We start from the raw sequence: 14,620 nt of genomic DNA, 5'->3' as shown, positions 1-14,620 counted from the left end.
CGGGGGTTGTTTTGTAAAACACCCCCGGGGCCCCCCCCCGGCGGCCGGGCGGGGGGCGCCGGGCGCTCTCGCCCTCCCCCCCCCCCCCCCGCGGGGGCCCCGCGGGGGCCCCGCCCGCCCGCCCCGCCGCGGCATTTCCGGGGCGGTCCCGGAGCCGCCCGGGACGGTCGGAGGGCGGTGGGAGGACTGCTCGGGGCCGTCCGAGGCTTCGTCAGGAAGCCCTGAGAGCGCGGACGCCTCGGCCCGGTGGCGGGTCCCGGTGCTCCGGAGGCTTCGCTGAGAAGCCCTCAGCGCCCCGGCGGCCTCCGGAGGACGGGCGCCCCGGAGCGGAGGACCACTCCCTCAGAACGGGCGCAGCGCCGGTTCCTGGCGCCGCCCGCCGAGCAGCCGCTCCAGCGCGCCCTCCACGTCGCCTTTCCAGGAGAGCGTGGCCCGCGCCTCCAACCGCAGCCGCGGGTACCGGTGGTGCGGCCGGACGGTCTTGAAGCCCACCGCCAGCAGGTGGTCGGCGGGCAGCACGCAACTCGGCACCTCCCGCCCCTGCGCGCCGAACGCCTCGATCGCCCGGAAGCCGCGCCGGATCAGGTCCTTGGCCACCGACTGCACCAGCACCCGCCCCAGGCCCTGCCCCTGGAACCCCGGGAGCACCCGGGACACCATCAACTGCACCGCGTCCGGTGAGATCGGACTGGTCGGGAAGGACTGCCCGCGCGGCACGTACGCGGGCGGCGCGTAGAGCACGAACCCGGCCGGCCGGTCGTCCACGTAGGCGACCCGCCCGCAGGAGCCCCACTCCAGCAGCACCGCGGATATCCACCCCTCCTTCTCCAACTCCCCCTTGCCGGCGTCCTGCGCGTCCCGCCCGCTGACCGGGTCGAGTTCCCAGAAGACGCAGGAGCGGCAGGTGTTCGGCAGATCCGAGAGGTTGTCCAGCGTCAGCGGAACGACCCTCCGTCCCACGCCCGCACCTCCTCCTCCAGGCGGAAACGGTCCAGACCCCCAGTCTGCTCCGCCCGACGGAACGGGTGCACGTTTCACGTGAAACATGCACCCGTTGGTTCGCTGTCCGTCCTCCCGGGATCAGGACAGCGGCAGACCCCGCTCCCCCGGGGCCAGACTGTCCAGGATCCGGTTCAGGTCCTCGACCGAACCGAACTCCAGTACCACCTTGCCCTTGCCGAGCTTGCCGTCCCGCTGCGAGACCTCGACCTTGACCCGGGTCTCGAAGCGGTCCGAGAGCCGCCCGGCCAGCTCGTCGAAGGCCGGGGTGGGCCGCGGCTCCACGCGCGGGGCGCGCTTCTTCGGCTCGATGCCGGCCAGCAGCTTGGCGGTCTCCTCGGTGGCCCGCACCGTCAGCTGCTCGGCCACCACCCGGTTCGCCAGCTTCTCCTGCCGCTCGGCGTCCGGCACCATCAGGATCGCCTTGGCGTGCCCGGCGGTGACCTCCCCCGCCGCCACCTTCAGCTGGACCGACACCGGCAGCTTCATCAGCCGCAGCGTGTTGGACACGTGCGGCCGGGACTTGCCCACCCGGTCCGCCAACTCCTCGTGCGTGCAGCCGAAGTCGCGCAGCAGCTGGTCGTACGCGGCGGCCTCCTCCAGCGCGTTCAGCTCGGCCCGGTGCAGGTTCTCCAGCAGCGCGTCCAGCAGCAGCTTGTCGTCGTCGGTGGCCCGGACGATCGCCGGGATGACGTCCAGCCCGGCCTCCCGGGAGGCCCGCCAGCGACGCTCACCCATGATCAGCTCGTACCGGTCGGGGCCGGTCTGACGGACCACCACGGGCTGCAGCAGGCCGACCTCCTTGATCGAGGCGACCAGTTCGGCGAGCTTCACCTCGTCGAACACCTCGCGCGGCTGGCGCGGGTTGGGCCGGATCGACTCCAGCGGCAGCTCGGCGAACCGGGCGCCGTTCACCGGGGCCAGCGCGGCCTCCAGGACGCTGCGACGCTGATCGCCGGCCAGCTCCCGCAGGCTCTCCGCGGCGGCCTTGGCGGCCACCGTGCCGCGGTCGGTCGGCACCGGCACCACCGGCACCACCGTGACGGTCCCGGCCTCGGCCGACTCGGCCGGAGCTCCCCCGGCCGCCGCCGGCTGGGTCGCCGGGATCAGCGCCCCCAGACCCCTGCCCAGACCCCTGCGCGTGCCACTCACCGCTTGCCCTCCATCGAACTGTGCTGTGCCGTCGGCGCGGACGTCTCCCCGCCGCTCTGCGGCGGAACGACCGCCGCGCCCGCCCGGTGCCGCCCGACCGTCGTCTTGGCGACCTCGGCCCGCAGCGCCAGCTCGCGCGCCGCCTCCAGGTAGGAGAGCGCACCGGTGGAACCCGGGTCGTAGCTCAGCACGGTCTGCCCGTAACTGGGGGCCTCGGAGATGCGCACCGACCGCGGGATGGCGGTGGCAAGCACCTCCTTCTCGAAGTGCGTCCGCACCTCCTCGGCGACCTGCGCGGCCAGCCTGGTCCGGGCGTCGTACATGGTGAGCAGGATGGTCGACACGTGCAGCGAGGGGTTCAGGTGCGCCCGCACCAGCTCCACGTTGCGCAGCAGCTGGCCGAGGCCCTCCAGCGCGTAGTACTCGCACTGGATCGGGATCAGCACCTCCTGGCCGGCCACCATCGCGTTGACGGTCAGCAGGCCCAGCGAGGGCGGGCAGTCGATCAGCACGTAGTCCAGCGGCTGCTCGTACGCGGCGATGGCGCGCTGCAGCCGGCTCTCCCGGGCGACCAGCGAGACCAGCTCGATCTCGGCGCCCGCCAGGTCGATGGTGGCCGGGCAGCAGAACAGCCCCTCCACGTCGACCACCGGCTGCACCACGTCGGCCAGCGGCTTGCCCTCGACCAGCACGTCGTAGATCGACGGCACCTCGGCGTGGTGGTCGATGCCGAGCGCGGTCGAGGCGTTGCCCTGCGGGTCGAGGTCGATGACCAGCACCCGCAGCCCGTGCATGGCCAGACCGGCGGCCAGGTTGACGGTGGTGGTGGTCTTGCCTACCCCGCCCTTCTGGTTGGCGACCACCATGACCCGGGTCGCGGCGGGCCGGGGCAGCGCTTCCCCGGCGTGCCCGGCGGCCAGGAGGGCGGCGTGCGCGGGCCCGGCCACGGGGGTGTCATCCACCTGATCGACGATCTCCGACTCCTGCATGGGGGTCAGTGTTTCACGTGAAACCGGGGCCGCAACAGTCACCTCCGGGTGACGGTCGGGGGTCCGGTTGAGTCCTTGATCAAGTACGCCGGAGAGCAGGAAGCGACGTTTCACGTGGAACACGATGCCCGGAATGTCGGGATCAGCCGACCCGACACTCCGGTCCCGGCGGAACGGAAACGGGGCGGGCGGCCCACCGGCCACCCGCCCCGAACACCAGACCGAACCGGCTCAGCGCCGCCCGCGGCCGCCGCTGCGCCGACCGGCGCCCTCGCCGCCCTTGGCACCGCGCCCGGCCCGTGCCGCCCGGGCCCGCCGGGTGGCCGCCCTGACGCCGCCGGGGCTCTCCCCCGCCTCGACCCTGACCACCCGGGTCGGGGTCACCAGCACGCCCTCGCCGACCCCGATCACCGACCACTTCACCGCACCGAGCCGGGTCAGCGCCGCCCGCGAGTCGGCCAGCTCCTGCTCCGCGGTGTCGCCCTTCAGCGCCAGCATCTGCCCGTACGGGCGCAGCAGCGGCATGCCCCAGCCGGCCAGCCGGTCCAGCGGCGCGACCGCGCGGGCGGTCACCACGTCCACCGCCAGCTTGCCGACCGTCTCCTCGGCCCGGCCGCGCAGCACCGTGACGTTCTCCAGGCCGAGTTCGCGCACCACCTCCTCCAGGAAGGTGGTGCGCCGCAGCAGCGGTTCCAGCAGGGTCACCGACACGTCCGGCCGGGCCAGCGCCACCGGGATGCCCGGCAGTCCGGCGCCCGAGCCGACGTCGCACAGCGAGACCCCGGCGGGCAGCAACTCGGCCAGCACCGCGCAGTTGAGCACGTGCCGGTCCCACAGCCGGGGCACCTCGCGCGGACCGATCAGCCCGCGCTGCACCCCGGCCGTCGCCAGCAGTTCGGTGTAGCGCACGGCCTGCGGCAGCTGATCACCGAAGATCCGTCCCGCCGCCTCCGGCGCCTGTCCCGGCCCCTCCAGCGGCGCCTCGGGCTCCGTGCCGTCCCTGTCCATCTCTGCCTCTCCGCTCACCGTCGAATCCACCCGCCCTACCAGCACTGTTCCACGTGAAACACCACTCCGCCGAAGAGCGGACGACCCCGCCCGCGCGAGGCGGGCGGGGTCGGACGCCGGAACGGCAGCACCACCGGCGTCAGGCCGGCAGCACGACCACGCACCGCTGGGGCTCCTCGCCCTCCGACTCGCTGCGCAGGCCCGCGGCGGCCACCGCGTCGTGCACCACCTTGCGCTCGAACGGGGTCATCGGCCGAAGCTTGACCTGCTCGCCGGTGCTCTTGACCCGCTCGGACGCCTCGGCGCCCAGCTCCGCCAGCTCGGCCCGCTTGCGCGCCCGGAAGCCCGCGACGTCCAGCATCAGGCGGCTGCGCTCACCGGTCTCCCGGTGCACGGCCAGCCGGGTCAGCTCCTGGAGCGCCTCCAGCACCTCGCCGTCCTGGCCCACCAGCCGCTGCAGCGTCCGGTCGTCGCCCTCGCCGACGATGGAGACCAGCGCCCGGTCCCCCTCGACGTCCATGTCGATGTCGCCGTCCAGGTCCGCGATGTCCAGCAGACCCTCCAGGTAGTCGGCGGCGATGTCACCCTCGTGCTCCAGACGCGAGAGGACGCTCTCACCGGCCGGCGCGGTGTCGACGGCGGAGGTGGTGCCATCCGTCACAGGTGGACTCCTTCGGAAACGAGGCCCTCGGGTGGGGCCGAGAACGAGGGTGGGGGACTACTTCTTCTTCGGCCGCTGGCCGGACTGGCCGCCGCGCCGCGGCTGCTGGCGCTGGCCCGGCTGGGCGCCCGGCTTCGACCCGCCCGCCTTCGTGCCGGACTTGCCGGCCCCGGCCTGGGCGGCCTCGGCCGGCTTGGCCTCCGCCTCCTCCACGACCGCGTCCTGCGGCTCGCCCGCCTGCTCCGCGGCGTGCGGCTGGTGCCCGGCGGACGCCTGGCGCTGCGCCTTGCTCTGCTTGCGCGGCTGCTGCCGGCGCACCTGCACGCTCTCCTCGACCGCCGCCTGGGCCTCGGCCGCCGCGCCGCCCTTGGAGCCCTTGAACATGGCGGTCAGGCCGGCCTTCTGGATCGATCCGTCCGGGTTGATCCGGCCCTGCTTCTTCAGGCGGGCCTGGCGCTCGTCCCACGCCCGGCTGCCCGGCGTCGGGTTGTTGCGGATGACGACCAGCTGCTGGGCCATCGACCAGACGTTGGTGGTGAGCCAGTAGACCAGCACACCGACCGGGAAGTTGATGCCCATCACGGCGAACATGACCGGGAAGACGTACATCAGCATCTTCTGCTGCTGCATGAACGGCGTCTTGACCGACAGGTCGACGTTCTTGGTCATCAGCTGGCGCTGGGTGATGAACTGCGACAGCGACATCAGCACGATCATGACCGCGCAGACGATCTGGATGTGGACGCTGTCCGCACCCACGAACTTCGCCGACAGCGGGGCGCCGAAGATGTGCGCCTGCTTGGCGCTCTCCAGCAGCGGCTTGTCGATGACGCCGATCGTCTTGTCGTTGGCGATCGAGGCGAGCACGCCGTAGAGGGCGGTGAAGAACGGCGCCTGCACGAGGATCGGAAGGCACGAGGAGAACGGGTTGGTGCCCGCCTCCTTGTACAGCTTCATCATCTCTTCGGACTGGCGCTGCTTGTCGTTCTTGTAGCGCTCCTGGATGGCCTTCATCTTCGGCTGGATCGCCTGCATGGCCCGGGTCGCCTTGATCTGCTTCACGAAGAGCGGGATCAGGCAGATCCGGATGACGACCACCATCATCACGATGGACAGACCCCACGCCAGGCCGCCGTCGGGGTCGAAGACGTGGCTGAACAGCGAGTGGAACTGGACGATGATCCAGGACACCGCTGTGTAGAGGGGACTCAGAAAACCGAAGGTCACCGGTCAGACTCCTTGGGCATCGGGCTTCGCCACCGGCTCCGGCTCGGCGGTCCCGCTCGTGGGGTTCAGCAGATTGCGCAGCCGGCGGTGCCACACCGGGTGCTTTCGCGGCGGAACGTGGTCAACCCCACCGGGAGACCAAGGGTTGCAGCGCAGGATGCGCCAGCCGGTCAGCCAGCCGCCCTTGATCGCGCCGTGGACGCGAACCGCCTCGTACCCGTAGCGCGAGCACGAGGGGTAATAACGGCACACCGGACCGAGCAGCGGACTGATCGTCCACTGGTAGAGCCTGATCAGGCCCATCAGCAGGTACTTCATCGCCCTGTTCCCGTCGGGGCACTGCCGGTCGGTTCCGACCTGAGCAGGCGCCGCAACGCCGCGTCCAGGTCGTGTTCGAGCTCCGGGTACGGGGCCGTCGCCGCGGCTGGCAGCGCCCGTACCACTATCAGGCTACCTGCGGGCAACCGGGACAGACGCTCGCGGACCAGGTGACGCAGCCGACGCTTCACCGCGTTGCGGACCACTGCCGGCCCCACGGCCTTGCTCACGACGAAACCCGCACGCGCCGAAGGAAGCCCCTCGGCGACGTGCGGGTGTGAGTCGCTGTTCCGGCCGGCTCCTCCGTCGGGCTCCGCCTCTCTGTGGAGGTGGACCACCAGTAGGGGCCGACCTGCGCGGCGACCGCGTTTCACCGCGGTCGCGAAGTCCTGGCGCCGCCGCAGCCGATTCTCGGTGGGCAGCACTGCAGACCCTCTGCGCGGATCAGGCGGACAGGGCGGTGCGGCCCTTGGCACGGCGGTTCGCCAGGATGGCGCGGCCGGCACGGGTACGCATGCGCAGCCGGAAGCCGTGGGTCTTGGCGCGACGACGGTTGTTCGGCTGGAAGGTGCGCTTGCTCACTCGGGGGCTCCTGGGGTGAATCGTAGGATGACGGGGAGTCGCTTGGCCGTCACCGTGCGTCCGCGCGATCTCCCCTTGCGCTTGGGAAATCCGGTCCCGGGCCCAGATCTGCTGGGTTGAGGAACACCACGGCGCCCGTGCTGCGCGCGTCATGGAAGCGGGCGGACCCGCGGACATGCGGCAGCGGCCATCGACAACTCGACCTGGTTACGGTACGCGGGAGCGGGTCCGAGGGTCAAACCGGGTGGCCGCCGCGCCGTTGCCCACAGCCTGTGGACAGAAACTTGAATCAGCTCTGCGCGCTGACTACCGTTGCAGGACTTGTCTCTTTTGTGCTGTGTCCGCGGCCGCACCGCCGCCGCGCCACCCGAACCCCCTCCCCAGACCTTGCCTGGCTCCCCCTGCTCGGGGAACGAGAAAGCGTGTACCAGTGGCTGATGTCAACAGCGATCTCGTCCTGATGTGGTCGAGGGTCGTCGAGCGACTGGTCAGCGACAGCGATGTCGTGGAGAAGGACAAGAACTGGGTGCGCCGCACCCAGCCGATGTGGATGATGCACGACACCGCCCTGCTCGCGGCGCCCAACGAGTTCGCCAAGCAGGTGCTGGAGGGCCGGCTGCTGCCGCAGCTGACCGAGGCCATCTCGCAGGAGTTCGGCCGCCAGGTGCGGATCGCGGTGATGGTGGACGCCAACGCCGCCCCGGCCGGCGAGCCGGACCAGGACCCGGAGCTCGACCCCGAGCCGGTCCCGGAGTGGCCGCACCCGCGTCCCGAGCAGTCCTACCCGGCGCGGGCCGAGCAGTCGTACCCCCCGCGGGCCGAGCAGCCGTACCCGGCCGGGCCGGGCGGCTACCAGCAGCAGGGGCCGCCGCCCGGCGCCTGGCCGGGCCGGGCCGCCGACGACTACCAGCGGCAGCCGTACCCGTCGGGCTACCCGGCGGCCGAGCCCTACCGGGCGCCCGCCCAGGCCCCGTACCGCGACCACCAGCCCGGTGCGGAGGCCGGCGGCTGGGGCGAGCCCTCCCAGGTGCCCGAGCGGCGCCCGGAGCCCGCCCCGCGGCGCACCCACCGGCCCGGCCCGGACTCGGCGCAGGGCGACCTGTTCGGCGGGGCGCTCGGCTCCCCGGACGAGGACCGGCCGCGCCAGGGCGGCTCCCGCCGCGGCGCCCGGCCCAGCACCCCGGCGCACGCCCCGGTCGAGCGCGCCCCCGGCGTCCCGGCCCCGCCCGGCGCTCCCCCGGCGGGCGGCCCGCGCAAGGACGAGCCGAACGCCCGGCTGAACCCCAAGTACCTGTTCGACACCTTCGTGATCGGCGCCTCCAACCGCTTCGCGCACGCCGCGGCGGTGGCGGTCGCCGAGGCGCCGGCCAAGGCGTACAACCCGCTCTTCGTCTACGGCGAGTCCGGTCTCGGCAAGACCCACCTGCTGCACGCCATCGGGCACTACTCGCGCAGCCTCTTCCCGGGCACCCGGGTGCGCTACGTGAGCTCGGAGGAGTTCACCAACGAGTTCATCAACTCGATCCGGGACGGCAAGGCGGACGCGTTCCGCAAGCGCTACCGGGACATCGACATCCTGCTGGTCGACGACATCCAGTTCCTGGCCAGCAAGGAGTCGACGCAGGAGGAGTTCTTCCACACCTTCAACACCCTGCACAACGCCAACAAGCAGATCGTCCTCTCGTCGGACCGGCCGCCCAAGCAGCTGATCACCCTGGAGGACCGGCTCCGCAACCGCTTCGAGTGGGGGCTGATCACCGACGTCACCCCGCCGGAGCTGGAGACCCGGATCGCGATCCTGCGCAAGAAGGCGATCCAGGAGCAGCTGAACGCCCCGGCCGACGTGCTGGAGTTCATCGCCTCCCGGATCACCCGCAACATCCGGGAGCTGGAGGGCGCGCTGATCCGGGTCACCGCGTTCGCCAACCTGAACCGGGCCCCGGTGGACCTGGAGCTGGCCGGGATCGTCCTGAAGGACCTGATCCCGGGCGGCGACGAGGACGCCGGTCCGGAGATCACCGCGCAGGTGATCATGCAGCAGACCGCGGCGTACTTCGGGCTGGGCGTGGAGGACCTGTGCGGGTCCTCGCGCAGCCGGGTGCTGGTGACGGCCCGTCAGATCGCCATGTACCTCTGCCGGGAGCTGACCGACCTGTCGCTGCCGAAGATCGGCGCCCAGTTCGGCGGCCGGGACCACACCACGGTGATGCACGCGGACCGCAAGATCCGCTCGCTGATGGCCGAGCGCCGGTCCATCTACAACCAGGTCACCGAGTTGACCAACCGCATCAAGAGCTAGCTAACAAAAGTCGGCCCCCGCCGGGAGCGGCTTCGAGGACACTGCGCCGAAGAGCCGAAAACCTTTGGCAGCAAGGCAGTTGACGCATCGTAGGGGAGTCGGGCCGAGGTGGCCCGGCTCCCCTTCCGCATGCCAGGAGCGGGCCCGGAGCGCAACCCGGACGAGTGGCGGGCCCAGCGGCGGAAACACTCGTCCGAGTGCACGGACGGCCCTTCCGGGGACCGCGGCGGGCGCCCCGTAGTAGGGGGCGGCCCGAGGGCGGTCGCTCGAACGCCGGGCGGTCCCGGGCGGCGTCCGACGGTGGCCGGATCGCACCGGTCGGGGCCGGCCGGGCGGGCGCCGCGGGTGTGGAAGCACCCCCGGCGGGGCAGGAATCCGCCCGACGGCCCGCTCGGCGGGCCCTCCGCCGCACCGAACGTTTGCGCAGCGAATCGAACGGTTCGGATGCGCATCCCGGTTTTCCACAGGAACGGGTGGGTTCTCCCCGTCCACAGGGTGCGCTGGGCGGAGTTATCCAGAGGTTCCTCCACAGCCCGATCGCGGCTACGCTCTTCGGCGCAGGTCAACCACCTGTGGACTTGTGCACAACAGTTATCCACAGGCTGTGGAGAACTGAGGGCCCGTCAGCCGGTCCACAGAGTTTTCCACAGGCCGTCCACAGGAATGGGTGAGTTATCCCCAGGTTTTCCACAGCCGTGTCCACAGTTCGGCAACATCGAATCCCTTGTCAGCCCTGGGTGTGAAAGGCGTCACGTGATGTTGATCCGCACCGGTGGATAAACCCGGGGATTTCTGTGGACAGAGCTGTGGATAACCTGTGGATACTCAGCGTGCCCTGTGGATTACTCTCCGCTGTCCACAGGAGGGCCTGGTTGTCCACAGCCGCCGTCCACAGGTCCTGTGGACAAAATCCGGCCCCTGAGCTGCGAAAACGGGGTTATCCACGGTATCCACAGGCCCTACTACTACTGCTACACATAGAGAGCTCGGAACTTGATCAACAGTGGGGGTGGCCCGAATCTGTGGACAACCGGGCTCCGACATCTGTTCGGCCCGCTTGTGCCCATCTGCCCCGGCTGTCAGCCGAGTACGTCAGACTGTCCTTCGGCAACCGGAAGCAGGACGGGGCGGAGACGATCCGTCCGGCGCCTCCCGGGGGCCCAAGAGGGTCAGACGATCAACAGCACGGCGGGCGGTACCGGCCGGCCGTGCGGCGACAGCAGCCAGGAGGCGGTTACCGGTGAAGTTCCGGGTGGAGCGTGATGTCCTCGCGGAGGCGGTGGCCTGGGCTGCCCGCAGCCTCCCCGCGCGGCCGCCGGTGCCGGTGCTGGCCGGCCTGCTGCTGACCGCGCAGGAGGGCACGCTGGCGCTCTCCGGGTTCGACTACGAGGTGTCGGCCCGGGTCGAGCTGGAGGCGGACGTGGAGGAGGCCGGCACCGTCCTGGTCTCCGGCCGCCTGCTCAACGACATCTCGCGCAACCTGCCGAACCGCCCGGTGGAGATCTCCACCGACGGCGCCCGGGTCAGCGTGGTCTGCGGCACCTCCCGCTTCACGCTGCCGACCCTGCCGGTCGACGAGTACCCGGCGCTGCCGCAGATGCCCACCGCCACCGGCACCGTCCCGGGCGACGTGTTCGCCTCCGCGGTCAGCCAGGCCGCGGTCGCCGCCGGCCGCGACGACACCCTGCCGGTGCTCACCGGCGTCCGGGTCGAGATCAACGGCAGCGGGATCACCCTGGCCGCCACCGACCGGTACCGCTTCGCCGTCCGCGAGCTGCTCTGGAAGCCCGAGCAGGACGACATCAACGCGGTCGCGCTGGTCCCCGCCAAGACCCTGCAGGACATCGCCAAGTCGCTGGGCAGCGGCGACCAGGTCACCATCGCGCTGTCCACCGGCGGCGCGGGCGAGGGCCTGATCGGCTTCGAGGGCGCCGGCCGGCGGACCACCACCCGCCTGCTGGAGGGCGAGTTCCCCAAGTTCCGGTCGATCTTCCCGACCGAGTTCTCGGCGGTCGCCGCGGTGCAGACCCAGCCCTTCCTGGAGGCGCTCAAGCGCGTCTCGCTGGTGGCCGAGCGCAACACCCCGGTCCGGCTGAACTTCGAGCAGGGCGTGCTCACCCTGGAGGCCGGCTCCGGCGACGACGCGCAGGCCACCGAGCGGATCGACGCCGACCTCGAAGGCGACGACATCTCGATCGCCTTCAACCCCGGCTACCTGGAGGAGGGGCTCAAGGCGATCGACGCCGGCTACGCGCAGCTGAGCTTCACCACCCCGACCAAGCCGGCCCTGCTCACCGGCAAGCCCGCGGTCGACGCGGAGCCGGACGAGGCGTACCAGTACCTGATCATGCCGGTCCGCCTCTCCGGCTGACCGGTCGGCACCACCAGGGGCGCGAGGGGCGGTCGGCCCCCGCGCCCCTGTGGCTGCCCGGCGCTCCCTCGGCGTCGGCGTAGGCTCAGTGGGTGCGGCAACGGCGCCGTCATCAGGCACGACACCACAGTGAAGGACTTGTCATGGAGCTCGGCCTCATCGGTCTCGGCAAGATGGGCGGCAACATGCGCGAGCGCATCCGCCGCGCCGGCCACACCGTCATCGGCTACGACCGCAACCCGGACCTCGCCGACGTCGACAGCATCGAGCAGCTGGTCGCCAAGCTGGAGGCCCCCCGCGTGGTGTGGGTGATGGTCCCGGCCGGCGGCCCGACCCAGGAGACCGTCGAGCACCTGGCCGAGCTGCTCGCCCCCGGCGACGTGGTGGTCGACGGCGGCAACTCCCGCTGGACCGACGACGTCAAGCACGCCGAGCTGCTGGCCACCAAGGGCATCGGCTTCGTCGACTGCGGCGTCTCCGGCGGCGTCTGGGGCCTGGAGAACGGCTACGCGCTGATGTACGGCGGCGACGCCGAGCACGTCGCGAAGGTGCAGCCGGTCTTCGACGCGCTCAAGCCCGAGGGCGACTTCGGCTCGGTGCACGCGGGCAAGGTCGGCGCCGGCCACTTCGCCAAGATGGTCCACAACGGCATCGAGTACGCCATGATGCAGGCGTTCGCCGAGGGCTGGGAGCTGCTGGAGGCGGCCCCCGAGGTCACCGACGTGCGCGAGGTGTTCCGCAGCTGGCAGGAGGGCACCGTCATCCGCTCCTGGCTGCTCGACCTCGCGGTCCGGGCGCTGGACGACGACGAGCACCTGGCCAAGCTCAAGGGCTGGGCCGCCGACTCCGGCGAGGGCCGCTGGACGGTCGAGGCCGCCATCGACCACGCGGTGCCGCTGCCCGCGATCACCGCCTCGCTGTTCGCCCGCTTCGCCTCCCGCCAGGACGACTCCCCGCAGATGAAGATGATCGCCGCGCTGCGCAACCAGTTCGGCGGCCACGCGGTCGAGTCCAAGTAGCCGTCCCGGACAGAAGGCGAGCGCAGTCCACCGTCATGCACGTCGCGCACCTGTCGCTCGCCGACTTCCGTTCCTACGCCCGGGTCGAGGTCCCGCTCGACCCGGGCGTCACCGCGTTCGTCGGTCCCAACGGCCAGGGCAAGACCAACCTGGTCGAGGCGATCGGCTACGTCGCCACCCTGGGCAGCCACCGGGTGGCCACCGACGCCCCGCTGATCCGGCTCGGCGCCGAGCGGGCGGTGATCCGGGCCAGCGTGGTCGCCCAGGGCGGCCGCTCCACCCTGGTCGAGCTGGAGCTCACCGCGGGCAAGGCCAACCGGGCCCGGCTGAACCGCTCCGACAACGTCCGCCCGCGCGACGTGCTGGGCGTGCTGCGCACCGTGCTGTTCGCCCCCGAGGACCTCGCCCTGGTCAAGGGCGACCCGGCCGAGCGGCGGCGCTTCCTGGACGAGCTGCTGACCGCCCGGGCCCCCCGGCTGGCCGGGGTGCGCTCCGACTACGAGCGGGTGCTCAAGCAGCGCAACGCCCTGCTGCGGACGGCGGCGACGGCCCGCCGGGCGGGCGGCGGCAAGTCCGCCGACCTGACCACCCTGGAGGTCTGGGACGGCCACCTGGCCCGGTCCGGTGCCGAGCTGACCGCCTTCCGGATCCAGCTGGTGGCCGCCCTGCAGCCGCTGGTCGCCGAGGCGTACCGGCAGCTCGCCCCGGGCGCGGGCGACACCGTGCTGGAGTACCGCTCCTCCTTCGAGGGCGAGCTGCCCACCAGCCGCGAGCAGGCCGAGCAGCAGCTGCTGGAGGCCCTGCTGGCCAACCGCCGGCAGGAGGTCGACCGCGGCCTGACCCTGGTCGGCCCGCACCGCGACGAGCTGCTGCTGCGGCTGGGCCCGCTGCCCGCCAAGGGCTACGCCAGCCACGGCGAGTCCTGGTCCTACGCGCTGGCGCTGCGGCTGGCCTCGTACGAGCTGCTGCGCGCCGAGGGCGGGGAGCCGGTGCTGGTGCTGGACGACGTGTTCGCCGAGCTGGACGCCCGCCGCCGGGACCGGCTGGCCGAGCTGGTGGCCGGCGGCGAGCAGGTGCTGGTCACCGCGGCCGTCGCCGAGGACGTGCCGAAGGCGCTGCACGGCGCCCGGTACGGCGTCTCGGGAGGCACGGTGGACCGGCTGACCCCGTGAGTCCCGCGGGCCCCCGGAACCACGTACCCTGGGCGGCTCGTCCGAGCAGTTGTCCACAGCCTGGGGATGGAGCGTGATGGCGCAGGAGCCGGAGCTTTCGGGCGTGGACCTGGCCAGGGTCGCGCTGCGGGCGGCCAAGGAGCAGGCCCGGCAGCGCGGCGAGCAGGTGCGCGAGCGGCGGGAGGCCAAGCGGACCGGGCTGCGCAGCGGCGCCCGGGCGGACGGCCGGGACCCGGTGCCGCTGGGGGCCGCGCTGAACCGGCTGATCACCGAGCGGGGCTGGGAGGCGCCGGCCGCGGTCGGCGGGGTGATGGGCCGCTGGTCGCAGATCGTCGGTCCGGACATCGCCGCGCACTGCGAGCCGAAGTCCTACGCGGAGGACGAGGCGGTGCTCACCGTGCAGTGCGACTCCACCGCCTGGGCGACTCAACTCCGTTTGTTGGCCCGGCAGTTGGTGGCCAGGCTGAACCACGAGCTGGGGCACGGCACGGTCCGGGTGATCAAGGTGCTGGGGCCGGACGCGCCGGTCCGCGGCTACGGGCGGCTGCGGGCGCCGGGGAGCAAGGGGCCGGGCGACACCTGGGGCTGACCCCGGTGGAGCGGATCGGGATCTTCCGGAATCGCTGACGGCCCTACCAGGCGCTCTGAGCCCCCCTGGCGAGTATCGGGACATGTCCCGAGGGGATTCAGGGCGGCACATCTGCCTTCAGGGGCTGCCAAACGCCCCTCTCTGTCGGTCGTACCGGTAGACTGAAGCGCAAACAACGTTGCGTGGAGCAACAGAGTCGAAACGCCGTGGTCGCACACCTGCCCGGGCAGTCGG

The 14,620-nt window shown here is 72.0% G+C and carries 14 protein-coding genes; 5 read left to right on the top strand and 9 right to left on the bottom strand.

Annotation, left to right across the window (positions count from 1 at the left end):
• Nucleotides 1-342 precede the first annotated feature (342 nt).
• The 9 genes from ACWEO5_RS27120 to rpmH all read right to left on the bottom strand — a co-directional run bounded on the left by ACWEO5_RS27120 (nucleotide 343) and on the right by rpmH (nucleotide 6,936).
• A complete protein-coding gene (locus tag ACWEO5_RS27120; RefSeq protein WP_344549804.1) occupies nucleotides 343-960 on the bottom strand; it encodes a GNAT family N-acetyltransferase in 618 nt (205 codons plus the stop codon).
• A gap of 120 nt (nucleotides 961-1,080) precedes the next feature.
• The gene (locus ACWEO5_RS27115) at nucleotides 1,081-2,151 is read right to left on the bottom strand and encodes a ParB/RepB/Spo0J family partition protein (protein WP_344549805.1); all 1,071 of its coding nucleotides are present in this window, start codon (nucleotides 2,149-2,151) and stop codon (nucleotides 1,081-1,083) included.
• Nucleotides 2,148-3,113, bottom strand: a complete 966-nt coding sequence (locus ACWEO5_RS27110; protein ID WP_344549806.1) for a ParA family protein — start codon at nucleotides 3,111-3,113, stop codon at nucleotides 2,148-2,150. The genes ACWEO5_RS27115 and ACWEO5_RS27110 overlap by 4 nt, the downstream gene beginning before the upstream one ends.
• 258 nt (nucleotides 3,114-3,371) lie before the next feature.
• Nucleotides 3,372-4,148 carry a 16S rRNA (guanine(527)-N(7))-methyltransferase RsmG gene (gene rsmG / locus ACWEO5_RS27105; RefSeq protein WP_344549807.1) on the bottom strand — a complete coding sequence of 259 codons (777 nt, stop codon included), beginning with the start codon at nucleotides 4,146-4,148 and terminating at the stop codon, nucleotides 3,372-3,374.
• A 139-nt stretch (nucleotides 4,149-4,287) separates the two neighbouring features.
• Entirely contained in the window at nucleotides 4,288-4,809 is a 522-nt protein-coding gene (locus tag ACWEO5_RS27100) for a R3H domain-containing nucleic acid-binding protein (RefSeq protein WP_030905892.1), read from the bottom strand.
• A gap of 57 nt (nucleotides 4,810-4,866) precedes the next feature.
• Nucleotides 4,867-6,036, bottom strand: a complete 1,170-nt coding sequence (yidC, locus tag ACWEO5_RS27095) for a membrane protein insertase YidC (protein ID WP_452164841.1) — start codon at nucleotides 6,034-6,036, stop codon at nucleotides 4,867-4,869.
• A gap of 3 nt (nucleotides 6,037-6,039) precedes the next feature.
• Nucleotides 6,040-6,354: a membrane protein insertion efficiency factor YidD gene (yidD, locus tag ACWEO5_RS27090; RefSeq protein ID WP_033214182.1), complete on the bottom strand. Its 315-nt coding sequence runs from the start codon at nucleotides 6,352-6,354 to the stop codon at nucleotides 6,040-6,042.
• Nucleotides 6,351-6,779, bottom strand: coding sequence for a ribonuclease P protein component (rnpA, locus tag ACWEO5_RS27085; RefSeq protein ID WP_452164840.1), 429 nt, complete (start codon nucleotides 6,777-6,779; stop codon nucleotides 6,351-6,353). The genes yidD and rnpA overlap by 4 nt, the downstream gene beginning before the upstream one ends.
• Nucleotides 6,780-6,798: 19 nt before the next feature.
• The gene (gene rpmH, locus ACWEO5_RS27080) at nucleotides 6,799-6,936 is read right to left on the bottom strand and encodes a 50S ribosomal protein L34 (protein ID WP_033214180.1); all 138 of its coding nucleotides are present in this window, start codon (nucleotides 6,934-6,936) and stop codon (nucleotides 6,799-6,801) included.
• Between the two features lie 430 nt (nucleotides 6,937-7,366).
• Between rpmH and dnaA the strand changes: the two genes are divergently transcribed.
• The 5 genes from dnaA to ACWEO5_RS27055 all read left to right on the top strand — a co-directional run bounded on the left by dnaA (nucleotide 7,367) and on the right by ACWEO5_RS27055 (nucleotide 14,386).
• Entirely contained in the window at nucleotides 7,367-9,235 is a 1,869-nt protein-coding gene (gene dnaA / locus ACWEO5_RS27075) for a chromosomal replication initiator protein DnaA (protein ID WP_452164839.1), read from the top strand.
• 1,240 nt (nucleotides 9,236-10,475) lie between these two features.
• Nucleotides 10,476-11,606 (top strand): DNA polymerase III subunit beta, encoded by a 1,131-nt coding sequence (gene dnaN / locus ACWEO5_RS27070; protein ID WP_030457640.1) that lies wholly within the window; start codon nucleotides 10,476-10,478, stop codon nucleotides 11,604-11,606.
• 143 nt (nucleotides 11,607-11,749) lie between these two features.
• Nucleotides 11,750-12,625, top strand: a complete 876-nt coding sequence (gnd, locus tag ACWEO5_RS27065) for a phosphogluconate dehydrogenase (NAD(+)-dependent, decarboxylating) (protein WP_452164838.1) — start codon at nucleotides 11,750-11,752, stop codon at nucleotides 12,623-12,625.
• 35 nt (nucleotides 12,626-12,660) lie between these two features.
• Nucleotides 12,661-13,797 carry a DNA replication/repair protein RecF gene (recF, locus tag ACWEO5_RS27060; RefSeq protein ID WP_452164837.1) on the top strand — a complete coding sequence of 379 codons (1,137 nt, stop codon included), beginning with the start codon at nucleotides 12,661-12,663 and terminating at the stop codon, nucleotides 13,795-13,797.
• A 76-nt stretch (nucleotides 13,798-13,873) separates the two neighbouring features.
• Entirely contained in the window at nucleotides 13,874-14,386 is a 513-nt protein-coding gene (locus ACWEO5_RS27055) for a DUF721 domain-containing protein (RefSeq protein WP_344549813.1), read from the top strand.
• Nucleotides 14,387-14,620 lie beyond the last annotated feature (234 nt).

It is taken from the genome of Kitasatospora sp. NPDC004272, assembly GCF_053603035.1.
The sequence above is the reverse complement of the archived record's forward strand: the minus strand, read 5'-3'. Positions and strand labels throughout refer to the sequence as shown.

Bases quoted from the DNA above. Each gene is read 5' to 3' on its own strand.
- rsmG (WP_344549807.1), bottom strand. From the start codon at position 4,148: ATGGACAGGGACGGCACGGAGCCCGAGGCGCCGCTGGAGGGGCCGGGA.
- yidD (WP_033214182.1), bottom strand. From the start codon at position 6,354: ATGAAGTACCTGCTGATGGGCCTGATCAGGCTCTACCAGTGGACGATC.
- gnd (WP_452164838.1), top strand. From the start codon at position 11,750: ATGGAGCTCGGCCTCATCGGTCTCGGCAAGATGGGCGGCAACATGCGC.
- recF (WP_452164837.1), top strand. From the start codon at position 12,661: ATGCACGTCGCGCACCTGTCGCTCGCCGACTTCCGTTCCTACGCCCGG.
- ACWEO5_RS27055 (WP_344549813.1), top strand. From the start codon at position 13,874: ATGGCGCAGGAGCCGGAGCTTTCGGGCGTGGACCTGGCCAGGGTCGCG.